This window comes from Streptomyces sp. NPDC127129, assembly GCF_042671585.1.
Taxonomy (GTDB): domain Bacteria; phylum Actinomycetota; class Actinomycetes; order Streptomycetales; family Streptomycetaceae; genus Streptomyces.
Window position 1 is genome coordinate 127,499 of the sequence record NZ_JBHXTV010000022.1, and the last position, 15,865, is coordinate 143,363.

Below are 15,865 nucleotides of genomic sequence, written 5' to 3' on the forward strand. Positions count from 1 at the left end.
GCGGACAGGGGGAAACAGGTGGGGGAGGGACACGGGCGGTCGCTGGTCGGCGCCCTGGTGCGGATACCGCGCGCCCTGCGCGAGGACCTCTGGACGACGGCCCGCGATCCACTGCCCCGCCAGGCGTGGTTCGGCTGGCTGCCGCACGGACACGTCGTGCTGCTCGCCCTCGTCGCCGGCGCGGCGAAGATGGCCGAGTACAGCAGCGCGATGACCGTGATCACGGGGCCGGTGCAACTCCTCGTCATCCTCCAGGCCGCCGCTCTGGTCCTCGCACTGAGCCGGCCCGTGCCGGCCTGGTGGCTCTCGACGGCCACGCTGTTCCTGACCGCGAACGTCGGCGAATCGACCGTCGGACCCGACCTGGTGTGGCCCTGGAGCGTCTGGGGCATCGTGGTGCACACCTTCGTCGTGCTGCTCCTCGCCCTGCGGGTCCCGCTGCGGGTCACGGTCGTCACCCTTGTGATCACCGTGCTGTCGGGGCTCGTCAACACCGTCGTCCCCACGGGCCTTCCCCACAACGAGGACCTGGGCGGCGGAGCCATCGCGTTCGCCACCGCGGCGGTGGTGGGAGCCTCGCTCAGGATGAGCCGAGTGGCGCGGACGCAGCTCGTCGCCCAGGAGGTCATCACCGCCGAGGAACGGTCACGGCGCGCCCTGCTGGAGGAGCGCGGCCGGATCGCCCGCGAACTGCACGACGTCGTCGCCCACCACATGTCGGTCATCTCCATCCAGGCGCAGGTCGCCCCCCACCTGGTCGAGAACCCTTCCGACGAGCTGAGGGAGAACCTCGCCGGCATCCGCCAGAACGCCGTCGAGGCGCTGACCGAACTGCGCCGGGTCCTCGGCGTCCTGCGGTCGGAGGACCCGGCCGCCGACGGTGTCCGGCACAACCCCCAGCCCACGCTGGACCGGCTCGACGAACTCCTCGACAACGTCCGCGCCGCCGGCCTCGCCGTCGAAGCGGTCACCACGGGAGAGCGCCGTCCGCTCTCGCCGGGCGTCGAACTCTCCGCGTACCGCATCGTCCAGGAGGCGCTGAGCAACGCCATGCGGCACGCACCGGGGGCCCGGGTGCGCGTGGAGACCGGCCATCTGGCGGCCGGGCTGACCCTCCGGATCACCAACACACCACCGAGCCGGCCCGCCGGTCCCTCGCCGTCCCCCCTCGCGCCGGGACTGGGCCACGGGCTGCTCGGGATGCGCGAGCGCACCGCCATGCTGGGCGGCGAACTCACCGCCGGACCCACCCCGGACGGCGGCTACGAGGTGACCGCCTCCCTGCCCGTCGAACCTCGCAAGGAAGGCATATGACGACCAGCCCGATCAGGGTACTCATCGCCGACGACCAGATGATGGTCCGTCAGGGTTTCACCGTGCTGCTCAACGCGGAACCCGGCATCGAGGTCGTGGGCCAGGCCGTCGACGGTGACGACGCCGTCGCCCGGTCGGCCGAACTCGCCCCCGACGTCGTCCTGATGGACATCCGCATGCCGGGAACCGGCGGCATCGAGGCCACCCGCACGCTCACCTCCGTCGCCGGCTCCACCGTCAAGGTGCTCGTTCTGACCACCTTCGACCTCGACGAGTACGTCTACGAGGCGCTGCGCGCGGGCGCCTCCGGCTTCCTCCTCAAGGACGCGTCCGCCGAGGAACTCGCGCACGCGGTACGGGTGGTGGCCGCCGGTGACGCCCTGCTCGCGCCGCACATCACCAAGCGGCTCATCGCCGAGTTCTCCCGGCTCAGCGCCGCTCCCCGCGCCCCGCTCAAGGACCGGGTCGGCGATCTGACGGAGCGCGAGACCGAGGTGCTCGCCCTGATCGCGAACGGTCTGTCCAACGCCGAGATAGCAGCCCGGCTGGTCCTGGCCGAGCAGACCGTCAAGACCCATGTGAGCCGCATCCTGATCAAACTGGGCCTGCGTGACCGTACCCAGGCCGCCGTCCACGCCTACGACATCGGTCTGGTGCGGCCCGCGGGGAACTGAACCGCCCGGCGTCGGGCAGGGCCACGGGCCCGCCCGACGCGTGAGGCCCCGGGTCCTGGGGGACCCGGGGCCTCACGCGTCGTCGCGTTCGTGTCAGACGGCGGGCGGCACCCGCGAGGGCCGGCCGGCTCCCCTCGTCAGGGAGTATCCGCCGATGCCGGCCAGCGCGCCGAGCACGCCGCCGACGGCCGTCCAGATCCAGCGGTCGGACCACCAGCCCGAGGACCAGCCGTCCTCGGGCGCCCGCGCCTCCACCACGGACGGGGTGTCCGCCGGGGCCGCGTCCTCCGTCGTGGCGCCGGGCACGAGCGGGGCCGCGAGCGAGCCGCCGCCCGCGTACGCGCCGCCCTTCTCCAGCGAGGTCGCGCCGATCCTGGCCGTGAACGGCTGTCCGAGGTCCTCCTCGGGCAGGCCCGTGACGGTCAGCCGCACGTGGTAGCTGCCGGGCAGCGGGTCGTCGTCCCAGGCGTCGGCCCAGGGGCGGACCGGGCGCAGGGTGCACGCCAGCTCCACGGTCGTGGCCTCCTGGGCGGCGGACCTGGACTGCATCCCGTACATGCACGGCTGGCGGCGGCGCAGGCCGTCGTAGACGTCGATCCGCCAGGTGGAGGCGCCGTGCCGGGCGGCGGACTCGGGCAGGGTGACCGAGGCGGTCACGGTCGGCCGCTGCCCGGTGTCCGCGGGGAACACCCAGTACAGGTAGTCACCCGTGGACGCCTCCGCGGTGGCCTGCTGACCCTGCCGGAAGAAGGCGGCGGTACGGAACGTGGTGCCGGCCTCGGTCGGCCCGGCCGTCGCCTCGGCGCTCGCGCTGCCGCTCGGGGTGGGCGTGTCCGCCAGGACCGGCGCGGCGGCCGGTCCGAACAGGGCGGCTCCCGCCAGGACGACGGCGCTCAGCGCGCGTACGGTACGCATCAGTTGGTCCTCCAGACGGCGACGCGCCAGCGGGACAGCCAGCCCCACAGCAGACCGCCCACGAAACCGGCCAGGACGAGCACACCGAGCAGCCACCAGCCCCTGCCGAGACCGAACGCGGCCACGTCGGAGGCCTCGTCCGGCGCGTCGACGATGTCGACGGCCAGCTCGACCGGCATACCGGGCGTCGTCTTCACCGACGGCGGCGCCGAGAAGGAGTTGCTGATCTGCAGGCAGACGGTCTCCGCCGCGGGCTTGTCCGCGTCCGCGCCGTCCACCGGCCGCTTGGGATAGCGCAGCCCGGTCGAGATGACGTCCGTCCGTCCGTCGCCCGCCTCGGCGCCACGGACGATCTCACGGCCGCGCAGGGTCACCGCTCGCAGCAGGACGCCGTAGTCGTTGTTCACGGCGCGGTCGGCGGAGACGCTCACCGAGGCGCGGAGCTCCTGGCCGGGCAGGACGTCCACCCGGTACCAGCGGTGCTGCCCGAAGGTCTCGCGGTCGGTGTACAGGCCCGGCTTCAGGGTCGGGGCGTCGGCGCAGCGGGCGGTGCCCTCGGTGGCCACCGGGGTCACGACCGGGTCGGCCGCGCGGTCGACCAACTGACGTACACGCTTGGAGAGTTCCTCGGTGTGGCGGACCGAGGTATAGGTGCCGCCGGTCGCCTCCGCGATGCAGGTGAGCTGCTGGCGGATCTTCGCGTTCGGCACCAGGCCGAGGGTGTCGATGGTCAGGTGGATGCCCCGGGCAGCGATGTCACGCGCCACCTCGCAGGGGTCGAGCGGGGCGCAGGTGTCCTCCCCGTCCGTGATGAGGACGATGCGGCGGGTGGCGTTGCCGTCGCCCTTGAGGTCCTCCGCCGCGCCGAGCAGGGCGGGCCCGATGGGGGTCCAGCCGGTGGGGGCGAGGGTGGCGACGGCGGTCTTGGCCTCGGTGCGGTCCAGCGGGCCGACCGGGTAGAGCTGCCGGGTGTCCTTGCAGCCCGTCTTGCGGTCCTGCCCGGGATAGTTCGCGCCGAGGGTGCGTATGCCGAGCTCCACCTCCTCGGGCACCGCGTCGAGCACCTCGTTGAAGGCCTGCTTGGCGGCGGACATCCGGGACTGGCCGTCGATGTCGCGGGCACGCATCGAGCCGCTGACGTCGAGCACCAGCTCGACCTTGGGGGATTCCTTCGCCACCGGTTCGTCGGCGGCGGCGCCGGTCGGGAACAGCCCGACGGCCAGGACGGCGAGCAGCGCGCAGGCCCCGGTCGACAGCCGTTTTCTCGTGATCATGGGCGGATCGTAGGGATGATCGTCCGACAATCCAAAACGGCCCCGTGCGCGGAGGCCTGAGGGGGCGTCCGCGCGTCCGAAAAGTCCGCTCCCGGTGCTGCGGGTCGGGAAGTCGGCGTCCCCCGCCGCCTCGACTGGCTGCGGACAGCGCGAAGGGCCCGCACCCCCCGGAGGAGGTGCGGGCCCTTGCCCTTGGTTCCCTACGAAGCCGTCCAGTCGGCCGGGACCGGCAGGCCCCAGTCCTCGCAGGCCCTGATCATCACGGCACGGACCTCCGGGCCCGCGTGGGCGTAGGAGAGCGGGCCGTCCTCGCCGATCAGGTAGTCGCCTGTCAGGCCGCCGAGGAACTCGCGGAGGAGCGGCTCGGGTGAGGCGGCGACCCGCTCCAGGAAGGAGAAGGAGCGCCCCAGCACCTCCGACCGCTCGGGGCCCGGCTCCGCCGCGAGCGCCGGCAGCAGCACGTCGTTGAACAGGTCCCAGAGCCGACCGTACACGTCCGTCCTGACCGTCTCCCCGTCCTCCGGGTCGCCGGTCAGCTCGACGGCCGCGCGCACCTTCGCCGCGACCGGCTCACGCATCTCGGGGAAGACGTCCAGCATCTCCCCGAGAAACGTGCGCGACGCGATCGGTTCCATCACCACGTGCTCGATTCCTTTACGCGATACAGGCGGCCGGGTTGGCACACGGATCGGCGTTGAGCTCGTCCTCCCACCCGAGGGGGTCGAAGATATCCTCGAACGTCTCCCACAGGCCGTCCTTCACTCCGTGTTCCTTGATGTTCCCGGCCGCCCCGCCCACGCCGGTCAGCACGCCGCCGGCGATGCCGAACGACTTCATGAAACCACCCAGTCTGCTCGGGTTGCCCGTGGCCCTCGGCTTCGGGTTGGGAGACCGGTCCTTGGGATGGACCTCGAACTTCTGGCCGGTGATGTCCGACATGGCCTCGGCGTTCAGAGTGGTCTTACGGCTGGCGATGAGGTTCTTCTCGATCGCCGGGTTCGCCTTCGTGTACGCCGTCATCCTCCCGTCGATGTCCCTGAGGTTCAGGGCGTGCCAGAGTTCCTTGGCCTCGGCCCTGGCGAGCTTCAGCTCGGAGTCGGTGAGAACACCCTTGCCACCGCCCATCCGCGCCTTGCGGTCCTCTTCCAGGAGGTTGGACAGACGGGTCATCAGGTCGGGGACCTTGGGGACGTGCCAGCTGCCGTTGACGGGCTTGCCGTAGTTCAGCTCGTGGATGAACGCCGTACCGACCTTGCCGTCACCGGTGACCTTCGCCCCCGGCCTGACATTGCGGAGGTAGATGGCGTTGAGGATGTTCTGGAAGTTCGTGTGCTTCACCACCGGAGGCTTGGCGACCGGCTTCTTCAGTCCCGGGTTGGCGTGCAGGCCGATGCCGGTGAGCTGCGCGTACATCTTCTTGACCTGCGTGAAGATGCCCCAGAAGAACAGACCGGTCGGGTCGCTGTTGGTGATGGGGCTGTTGTTGCTGTACGCGTACCCGTTCATCTGGAGCGGGTCGGACAGGTCCACCACGGGGTCGGCGGAGATGAAGCGGCCGGTGGACGCGTCGTACTCGCGCGCCCCGATGTGGGTCAGGCCGCTCGGGCTGTCGATGCCGACGCCGAGGTACGACCGCCTGTCGACCCACGCCGGCTTCGGTCCGCGCACCTCGCCGTAGGGCTTGAAGGCCCTGCGGGTGATGGGCTGGTTGGTGGTCTGCTCGACCGCCGTGGTGGCGGTGCCGAGGTGGTCGGAGAGCAGCACGGTCAGCTTGTGACCGGTGGTGGCGCCGTTCACCGTGGACCGGACGACCGTGGGCGCGCCCTGCTGGGCGTAGCCCCGCGTCGCGCGGGTGATCTTCCCGGCGGCGGTGGTCAGTTCGGTGCCGTCCAGGTTGAGCACGCTCCCGGAGGGGCTGTTCTCCAGGATGCGGTTGCCGTCGGCGTCGTAGACGTACTTGGTGGTGACACCGTCCTCGGTGAGCGTCGCGAGCTTGTTCTCGCGCGTCCACGTCAGGTCCTGCGTGGTGGCGGCGAGGTCCCGCTTGGTGGTGTTGCCGAAGGCGTCGTTGACGTACGAGCTGCCGCCGCCGGCCGGGGCCGTGGACACCCAGGACAGGGTGTGGGGCTGGGCGGTGTACGACGGGGAGGTGCCGTTGCCCGTGACGAGCTTGCCGTACCCGTAGGTGAACGTCACGTCCTTGGTGGCGTCCTTGGTGTCGTGCTCCACCAGCGAGGCGCGGTTGCCGAGCAGGTCGAACCGGAAGGACTGCCGGTAGGAGGTGGTGCCGGTGTCGACGGTCCCGGTCGCCGGGGCTCCGGCGGCCAGCGAGGCCGTCAGCGCGCTGTCCGGGCTCTCGCCGTCGGTCACCTGGTCGGGGGCCTCGGCAAGCGGACCGGTGGAGGGCCAGCCGTCCGTGCGCGGTCCCCAGGAGGAGCCGTTCGCCGCCTTGCAGCCCGTGCCGTCGCCCTGCGGCGTGATGTTGGACGTCCAGGCCTGGGTGAGCTCGCCCATCGCGTCATAGGTGAAGCACTGGGTGTCCCTCGTGGTGACGGTGCCGTCGGTCAGCTTGCGGGCGAAGCCGGTGATGTTGCCGGCGAGGTCGTACGCGTAGGTGCTGTCGGAGATCCGGTGGGAGTTCGCGGTCTCGCGGTCGGCGACCGTGCGCTGGACGCGGCCGGTGTGCTGGTCGATGAAGTTGGTCGTCCACACGCGGTAGGGCTGCGGACCGGTGACCGTGCGCAGCGGCTCCCCGTACGGCGAGTAGGTGATGTCCGAGGTGTACCAGGTGTGCCCGGAGGTCGACTCGGCGAGGCCGTCGCCGTTGTAGCGGGTGATGACCTTCTCCGTGGCCAGACCGCCCGCGGCCGGCAGGGTCACCGACAGCGGCTTGCCCGTCGGGGTGTAGCTGTACGCGTAGCCGTACGTGCCCGAGACGCCGGTGGTCATGGCGTTGGCGGGGATCACGACCTGGCGGCCGGTGGGCTGGTAGCGCGCGTCGAATCCGGTGACGCGGCTGATGTAGTCGCCGCTCGCGTCATGACGGGTCGCGGAGGTCCGCTGGCCGATGCCGCCGGTGACGTCGTCGTACGTGTACTCCTTGACGGGCGCCGAGCTCGTCGTGCCCTCGCGGACCGCGACGACGCGGCCCAGCTGGTCGTACGAGGTGTGGATCGCGCCCCGGAGGTCGGTGGCGCTGGTCTGGCGGTCCGCGCTGTCGTAGCCGTAGGAGATGTCGCCGGTATCCGGGTCCGTGGCGGAGGTGATCCGGCCGCGGGCGTCATGGGTGTAGGTCCAGACGTTGCCCGCCGGGTCGGTGACCTTCTCGCGGTTGCCGCGGGCGTCGTAGCTGTAGCGGGTGTCGCGCCAGCGGCTGCTGGCGTTGTTCGTGTAGTGCTGGATGAGGGTGATCCGGCCGCGGGCGTCGGTCCAGGTGTTGGTGGCCGGCATGGCTCCGCCGGAGGGGCGGCTGTAGGTGCTGGTGTCGCCGTAGGTGGTCGTCGACCAGGACGCGGTGTCGCCGCTGTGGTAGGTCGTCGCCCGGACCGGTCGCTCCAGACCGTCGTAGCGTGTGCGGACCAGGCTGGGGACGAGCGCGTCGGACACCCGCTTGAACTGGGCGGCCTCCGGCTCGCCCTTCGCGACGTACGCACCGGTCTGTTCGCTGACCAGGCCGTGGTCGTTGTAGCGGGTGTCGACGATGATCCGGCCGGGGCCGTGGGCCTCGCGCTGGGTCTGGACGGCGCGCATCTGGCCGTCGTAGACGGTGACCTGCTTGGCGTAGGTGCCGTCGTCCTTGAGGCTCTGGACGGTCACGGCGGTGGGCCTGGTCACCGTCGGGGTGGACTCGGCCATCTGGTAGCCGAGGACGACGTCGGGTGTCTGGGTGCCCGAGGAACGGCCGGTCGACCAGCCCTTGACGAGCCGTCCGAAGGCGTCGTACTCGCTCCGGACGACCTTGCCGTTGGGGTCGGTGACGGTGAGCTCCGAGCCGCGGCCCGGGTCGAAGGTGCGGACGGTCGCGTGCCCCTTGGGGTTGATGACCTTGACGCTCGTCACCGCGCCGCCCGTGTCGCCGGGGGTGTACTGGGTCTCGGTGGTGCCCACCAGGGGCTCGGTCACCTTGCGGGTGCGGCCCAGCGGGTCGTACGTCGTCGTGGTGACGACGGAGTGCGAGGTGCCGGCGCCGTCGATCTCGGCGCTGGAGGTGACGAGTCCCTTGGCGGGGGGAGCTCCCCATGCCTGGTCGTCGTACGAGATCCGGACCGAGCTGATCAGCTGCGTCGCCGGGTCGGCGGACGCCTGGGTCGCGCACGAGGTCGCCGTCTTACGGGTCGACGACGGAGCACCGATGATGTGCGCCGTGGTGTTCTGGAGCAGCGTGGTCGTGGTGCAGTTGTAGTCGCTGAGCGTCTCGCCCGTGCCGTTCGGCTTGACGACGGCCGTCTGCATCTGGACGGGGATGCCCGAGTCGGGGTCCACCTCCGTCTCGGTACGGACCGCCTGCCAGCTGCTGCCGACCGTCTGGATCGCGTCCGAGCGCTTCACTCCGGCGCGGTACGCCTTGAGCGGCGGCAGGCCGCCGTCGCGGGTCCGCGACGCGGTCTCCTTCGACCAGGGGAACGTCAGGGTGCGCTTGACGACCTTGCCGCCGGATCCGTCGTACGTCATCGTCTCGGCGGGCATGCCCGCGTACTGCGCGGCGTCGTCCGCCACGAGGGTGACCGCGTCCTTGGAGTCCTTGACCACGCCGCCCGCGCCGCGGAAGTACCGCACGACGGAGCGGGACTGGGTCTGCGGACTGCCCGTGGAGGGGGTGTTCTTGCTGCCCTTGACCGTGGAGACCTGCCGGTAGCCGCGCCACTCGCTGTAGGTGCGCAGGGCGGGCTTGCTGAACTCGTCGTCGCTCTTGCCCCAGGCGGCGTCGGCGTAGTCGTAGCGGGTGGTGATGCGGTCGGAGACACCGGTGATGCGGTCGGTCTCGGTCACCGTGTGCACGACGTACTTGTTGAACCAGGCGAGGGCCGGCTTCTCCGCCTCGTTGTCGGGGGACCAGCGCTGCGGGAAGCAGGTGCCGTGGTTGTCCTCGGGTGCGACGGTGGGCTGGACCTTGCAGCCGCCCTTGTACGTGACCTCGACGTCACCGCCGTGCTCGGTGGAGACGGTGCCGATGCGCGGGCGGGTGAAGCCGGGGCGCGCGTCGGTGCTGCTGCGGGGGACGAGGTTGGGGAGCTGCTTGTCCTTCAGGTAGCCGCTCAGCGGGTGCGCGGTGCCGGTTCCGACGACGTACGGCTTGAAGGAGACGCCGGCCTTCGTGAGCAGGGTGCCGCTGGTGTCGCCGGGCTTGAAGCCGTAGCGGGTGACGGAGTTCAGCCACAGGCCGGGCGCGGTGTCGTACCAGTCCCGGGGGAAGGAGTGGTTGAGCAGGAAGGTGTCCACCTTGGCCAGGCCCGTGGTGCCGGGGCGGTGGGCGTAGGTGGTGATGCCGCCGAGCCGCAGCCGGTTCCAGAAGGAGGGGAAGCCCGGGCACAGCTTCGAGCCGGACTTGCAGTTGAGGTTGCCGGGGCTGTCCCACCAGGGGCGGTAGGAGGCGGGGTTCTTGGTGTCGTCGAACTTCTCTGAGGCGCAGACCGTGTCGTCCTGCACACACCGCTGCCACAGCAGGAAGTCGATCTTGGCCGCGGGCTCCGCGCCCAGCGCGCCGTCGCGCAGGCCGTACTCGATGGAGTCCGGGAGGCCGCCGCGGTCGTACTTCTCCGGTGTCTTGAACTTCTTGTTGACGGCGTAGTAGTTCGTCGACTTGTGCCAGTTGACGATCATCACGTTGCCGTGGACGTCGACCACCTTGTCCAGGCCCCAGTGCCACGCCTGCTGCTTGGTGGCGTCGTCATTGCAGCGGGAGGCCGCGAAGGTCGCCGCGTGGCACGGCTCCCCGGGGTGGTTGCCGAAGACGGGGACCGTGAAGACCGACTGGGTGTCGGCGTGACCGTCACCGATGTTGTTCAGGCCGTAGAAGTAACGGGTGCCGTCGGTCGCGGTGACGACCCAGTACTCACCGTTGTTGTCGCCGTTGGTGCCGCCGGTCTTCAGCTCGACGCGGGTGCCGTCGTCGTGCTGCGGGCGATAGATGTTGCTGGTGCCCTCACGGACCAGTTCGAGCGTCCGGCCCTGGTGGGACATGACGGCGTTGTACGAGACCCAGCACAGGTCGGAGGTCTTGGCCTTCTTCGCCGTGTTGTTCGGCTCACCGGCCGAGGTCGCCTCGCGGTCGTCCTTGCAGGTGCGGTAGCGGCGCTCGATGTGGCCGGGGTCGTAGTCCCAGCCCTCGCCGATCCAGGAGGCCTGCGGGGAGGAGGTGGCGGTCCTGCCGTCCACCGCCTGGGAGTTGTAGTCGAAGGAGATCTCCGGCGAAGGGCCCGCCGGCGCCGAGGGCACCTGGACGGGGTACGACCAGGTGAACGCGCCGGAGGAGGTCCCGGCCTCCCACTTGCCGTTGGAGATCAGCGGGGTGGCCCGGAAGGAGCCGCCCTCGCCCATGCCGGAGTCGACGGCGCCGACGACGGCCCTGTCGCCGCTCGTGGCGACCTGCTCGACGCCGGAGGAGCGGACGTAGGAAGCCTGGAAGATGCCGGACGGCGGGGTCACGGCGCGCGGGGCGACGGCCGGGGTGACGGTGCCGTCGGCGGCGGTGTCGACCGTCGCCGTGATGGTCTTGGTCGTGGTGTCGTTGACCGTCTCCAGCTCGTCGTAGGTCCGGCACTCCTCGACGTCCGGGGTCGTCAGGTAGCACTCCGGGAACTGGACGAACGTGAGCCGGGAGGCCCAGTCGGCGCCGTAGAGGTTCTGGTACGCCTTGTAGTCGAGCTGCACGGAGACCGGGACCGAGCCGGTGGAGGGGGCGGTCACGGTGACGACCGCGCCGTCGACGCTGTCGGCCTCGGGCGCGGTGCGCGGGTAGACGCCGACCTCCCACCGGCCGGTGGGCGTCGCGGCGCCGGGTGCCTGGCCGAGCTTCACGGGCAGCGTGCCGACCGGCTCCAGCTCGGTCTGGGTGGCCGTCGAGACCGGCGTGGTGTTCGTGGTGGAGCCCTCGGCGGAACGGCCGGTGGTGAACGAGGCCTGCTGCGGGGCGGGGTCGCCGAAGGTGACGGCGGCCGTGCCGCCCGCCGGCGGGGTCGCGGTGCCGGCCGGGGCCTCTTCCTGGTCGGCCGGCGGCGGGGCCGCGATCGTGTCGAGGCCCGCGTTGCGGGTCGCCCCGTCGACCTGCTTCTCCTCGGGGAGGTTCTCCAGGACGAGTTCCTCGCGGGGCACTTCGTCCTTGGACGGGTCCGGCGGTTGGGCGGCTGCCTGGGTCGGCAGGAGCGTGAGCAGCAGAGCGGCACCGACGGCCGGAACCACTGCGGTACGCAGGCGCTTTCGGCGCGCGGGCAAGAAGGCAGGCACGGGTGGGGTCCCCCCGGACGACATGAAGCGGCGCCTGGGCGGACCGCAGGTGAGGCCAGTGAACGCGGTCATTCTGTGTGTGAGTTATGGATAAAGACCAGGCGGAAAGTGATCACGTGGTGATGATCACAGCCATACTTCGGTCGAATGGGCACGGCCCTGATCGAACCCGCTCAGCGACCCCGGAATCACCGGTCCGTCCGAGTAAGCGGTTGTTTTCCCGCATTCTTGGATGATGCGGAATCAACTGTCCTAATCCCTGCCTGATTTGGCCCGGAAAACAGGCGAAAGAATCCGGTTCGTGTGACAGGCAGGACTCCACCGACTCGGCCGCGCGACCGGTCGGGCGGGCGGAAAGGCGCTCGGCTCCATGCGGAGATCCTGTGGCCGCCGCGTGACGGCTGATCCCCCGTAAGCCATGATCTGCAGGCATCCGTCACGCCAGGGCGTGCTCCGCCGCGCCCGCGTGACCAGCCAGCAGGAGCCCGGTCGGCCGTCTGCCGTACGCCGGTTCTCGAGGGGGAAGGAACCTCGCTCATGACGAGCAGATGGCGCCGCGTGCCCGGGCGTCGACCGGTAGCGGCCGTGGCGGCCGCCGTCGTGGTGGCCTCGGGCCTCACGTACGTCGGTCTCGACGGCGGTCCGGAGGACCGCGGCGGTGACGCGGCCCCGCGCACCAGGAACAGCGCTCCCCTGAGCGAGTCCGATGCCGGCGCGCTGGCCCGTACGACCGGCAAGGCCGTGGAGGCCACGGCGATGCGCACGGCGTACTCGACCACCTGGGCCCGGCCGGACGGCCTGATGCAGCGGCGGATCCACGCCAGCCCGATCCGTGCCAAGGTCGACGGGGTCTGGAAGGCCATCGACACCGATCTGAAGCGGGTCGACGCCGGCTGGGCGACCAAGGCCACCAACGTGGGCGTGCTCTTCTCGGCCGGCTCGAAGGGCGAGCGCGGGCCTGCCAAGAGCACCCGGGGCACGGACGCGCAGGGCGCGGGGGACGAGCGTGCGTCCCGGGCGGGCGCGCAGCGCGTCTCGCTGCTGCCGGGCACGGTGGCAGGCGCCCCCTTGGCGGCCGCGGCCACCGGCAACGTGCTCGCCACCCTCACGGTCGACGGCCACCAGATCGTGCTGACCTGGCCCGACGCCGTGCCCACCCCGGTCATCGACGGCTCCAGGGCGCTCTATCCGGAGATCCTGCCCGGCGCCGACCTCGTCCTCACCGCCGACGACGGAGGCTTCGCCCAGCTCCTCGTGGTGAAGAACCGTCAGGCCGCGGCCGACCCGCGCGTCGCACGGCTCGCGTACGGACTGTCCTCGCCGGACCTCGGCTTCAGACTGGACCCGACCACGGGCGTCGTCTCCGCCACCGACATCGGTGGCCAGGACATCGCCGAGTCACCCACGCCGCTGATGTGGGACAGCTCGGGCACGCCCACGTCCACCGACGGTGGCGGCGGCACCAGCGCCTCCCCCACCGCGCCCGAGGTCATCCCCTCCGAGTCGCCCGTCCCGTCCGGTGAGCCCGAGGAGTCGCCGACCGCCTCGGCCGAGCCGACGGACGGCATGAACGACGGCGACCAGGGCGACACGTTCAACGAGGTGCTGCCGGAGGCGACCGACGAGGCCGCCGACCCCTCCGTGATCGGTGAGATCGAGGGGTCCGCGCCGTCCGTCCCCGCGGAGCCGACGCCCGAGCCGTCCCAGACCGGCGCGGCGGCGACGCTGTCGCTGCCCGGGGTGAACGGCCCCCAGCCCGACTCCAAGGGCACGCTGGTCGGGACGGACCTGGAGGGCTCGGACTGGGTGATGACCCCGGACCAGGACTTCCTGAACGACCCCGGCACCGTGTACCCGGTCTTCGTCGATCCGTCGATCAAGAAGCACACCAACGACTGGACGACGGCCTACAGCCGTCACCCGACCGCGAGCTTCTACAACGGCAAGAACTTCAACAAGGGCGGCACGCACGAGGCCCGTGTCGGGTACGAGTCCGACACCTGGGGCACCTCGCGGTCCTTCTTCAGCATCGACTGGGACCCGGACCTGAAGGGGTCCACGGTGCACAGCGCCAAGCTGCGCGCCCTGGAGACGTACTCGTGGTCGTGCAGCGCGCGCAGCATGACCGTGCATCTGACCGGCACGATCAGTTCGAAGACGAACTGGAAGAACGCGCCGTCCATGAACAGCGGCAACAAGATCGGGGGTGGCAGCTTCGCGCACGGCTGGAAGTCCTCCTCCTGCCCCGACGAATGGGTCGCGTTCGACGTCAAGTCCTCGGCGAAGAAGGCCGTCGACGGCGGCTGGAAGACGATGACCGTCGGATTCAAGGCCTCCGACGAGGGCTCGCAGTACTCCTGGAAGAAGTTCCAGGCCAACGGCGGCCAGGACCCGTTCGTCGACCTGTCGTACAACCGTCCGCCGACGACCCCGACCAGCCTGGTCCTCGACCCGAACGAGGTGCGCTGCGACACCACGTCCCCGTACCTCAACGTGGGCGCGTCCTCGATCACCCTCTGGGCGAACAGCACCGACAAGGACAGCAACCTCCAGTCGCTCCACTTCGAGCTCTGGCCGACCGGCGGCTCCACCACCAACCTGCTCGGCAGCAAGGGCAAGGTGTCCGTCGGCAGCCAGACCGGCTCGGCGAAGGTCCACACCGACCCCTTCTCCACCAGCGGGCTGAAGAACGGGACCACCTACTCGTGGCGAGCCAAGGCCGTCGACAAGTTCGGCGCGACCTCGTCGTACTCGCCCGGCAAGACGCCCTGCCGCTTCGTCTTCGACAACTCGAAGCCGTCGTCGCCGACCGCGAGCTCGGCGCAGTTCCCGGACGCCGACGCCAAGGACAACGGCTTCGAGAACGACTCCGAGGACTCCAAGTGGAGCACGGTGAAGTTCGGCACGGCCGGCTCCTTCACCTTCAAGGCGGCCCAGACGGACGTGGTGAGGTTCGAGTACGGCTTCAACCAGGCGTCGTACCCGTTCTCGGTGAACCGGACGAACGGCGCGCCCGTCTCCACGACGACCACCGCGAGCAACGTCAAGCCGCCGCTCGCGGGGCCGAACGTGCTGTACGTGCGGGCGGTCGACGACGCGGGCAACCCGTCGCAGCCGACGAAGTACCTCTTCTACGTGACCCCTCGGGACCAGGCGGACCACCCCGGTGACTTCACCGGCGACAAGCTGCCCGACCTGATGGTCGTGGACGGCAACGGCAACCTGCGGCTCTACCCGTCGGAGGCGACGACCGACCTGCTGAAGGGCACCGGCGACCTGGACTACTCGATGTCGGGTTCCTACCGCGGCAACCCCGCCAAGGACCCGAACGGCGACGACGGGCTTCCGCAGTACGTCTCGGCACCGTCCGGCTACTGGAAGAACACGCTGATCACCCACCTCGGCGACATCTACGGCGGGGACGGCCTCCAGGACCTCGTCGCGCGCCGTGAGAGCAGGCTGTGGGTGTACCCGGGCGACGGCTACGGCGGCGTGAACGTCGACAAGCGGCAGGAGATCCTGCTGCCGCCCAACGCGCCGGCGCCGGACACCATCACCCAGATCGTCTCCGCGGGAGACGCCACGGGCGACGGCAAGACGGACTTCTTCCTGAAGGTCGGGGACGCGCTGTGGGCCCTCGTCGGCTACAACGGCGCCAGCATCGAGACGGCCGTCCAGCTGTCCAGTTCGCCCTGGCTGGAGCGTGACATCGTCACCGTCCAGGACATCACCGGAGACGGGGTGACCGACATGATCTACCGCACCGACGTGTCGGGCCGCCTGCTGCTGCGTACCGGCAAGAAGGACGCCGACGGCAGCGGCGTGGACCTCACGTCCCTCGCGTCCGCGGCCAACTCCGCGACCGGCACGGACGCCCAGTACGGCGCCTCCGGGTGGGGACGCAGCAACATCCGGCTGTTCTACGGCACCCCGGACGCCAACGGCGACGGCATCCCGGACATCTGGACGCTGCGCGTGGACGGAGCGGTCCGCTTCTACACGGGCAGCCGGGTGGAGCTGGCGGGCAGCGGCGTCGAGATCGTCGGCAACAGCGACGGCGTGGGCTGGAAGAACAAGCTCGCCATCGGGTGACGTGACACCTGAGCCACCACGGCGGGGGGCCGGCGGGGGGGGGGGGGCCCCCCCGGGGGGGGGGGGGGGGGGGGGCGCGGGGGCCCCCCCCCCGGGGGGGGGGGGGGGGGGCGGGGCGCTAGACGGACCCGGCGGGGGCACAACGGGGCGGGG

Annotated in this window: 7 protein-coding genes; 3 read left to right on the forward strand and 4 right to left on the reverse strand. The window is 70.9% G+C overall.

The features are described 5' to 3' along the window. Positions 1-18: 18 nt before the first annotated feature. Together ACFVGW_RS32895 and ACFVGW_RS32900 are read left to right on the forward strand one after the other, a co-directional pair. A complete protein-coding gene (locus tag ACFVGW_RS32895; RefSeq protein WP_385854528.1) occupies positions 19-1,314 on the forward strand; it encodes a sensor histidine kinase in 1,296 nt (431 codons plus the stop codon). Further along, a complete protein-coding gene (locus ACFVGW_RS32900; protein WP_385854529.1) occupies positions 1,311-1,988 on the forward strand; it encodes a response regulator in 678 nt (225 codons plus the stop codon). The genes ACFVGW_RS32895 and ACFVGW_RS32900 overlap by 4 nt, the downstream gene beginning before the upstream one ends. A gap of 93 nt (positions 1,989-2,081) precedes the next feature. Here the strand turns inward: ACFVGW_RS32900 and ACFVGW_RS32905 are convergent, their stop codons facing one another. The 4 genes from ACFVGW_RS32905 to ACFVGW_RS32920 all read right to left on the reverse strand — a co-directional run bounded on the left by ACFVGW_RS32905 (position 2,082) and on the right by ACFVGW_RS32920 (position 11,620). Next, positions 2,082-2,903, reverse strand: a complete 822-nt coding sequence (locus ACFVGW_RS32905) for a hypothetical protein (RefSeq protein ID WP_385854530.1) — start codon at positions 2,901-2,903, stop codon at positions 2,082-2,084. Beyond that, positions 2,903-4,177 (reverse strand): VWA domain-containing protein, encoded by a 1,275-nt coding sequence (locus ACFVGW_RS32910; protein ID WP_383221709.1) that lies wholly within the window; start codon positions 4,175-4,177, stop codon positions 2,903-2,905. Before ACFVGW_RS32910 ends, ACFVGW_RS32905 begins: the two co-directional genes overlap by 1 nt. A gap of 200 nt (positions 4,178-4,377) precedes the next feature. Beyond that, positions 4,378-4,812: a hypothetical protein gene (locus ACFVGW_RS32915; protein ID WP_385854536.1), complete on the reverse strand. Its 435-nt coding sequence runs from the start codon at positions 4,810-4,812 to the stop codon at positions 4,378-4,380. Between the two features lie 19 nt (positions 4,813-4,831). Continuing rightward, a complete protein-coding gene (locus tag ACFVGW_RS32920) occupies positions 4,832-11,620 on the reverse strand; it encodes an RHS repeat-associated core domain-containing protein (RefSeq protein ID WP_385854531.1) in 6,789 nt (2,262 codons plus the stop codon). Between the two features lie 537 nt (positions 11,621-12,157). On the opposite strand from ACFVGW_RS32920, the gene ACFVGW_RS32925 reads away from it, so the two are divergent. Next, positions 12,158-15,712, forward strand: coding sequence for a DNRLRE domain-containing protein (locus ACFVGW_RS32925; protein ID WP_385854532.1), 3,555 nt, complete (start codon positions 12,158-12,160; stop codon positions 15,710-15,712). The last annotated feature ends 153 nt before the right edge of the window (positions 15,713-15,865 follow it).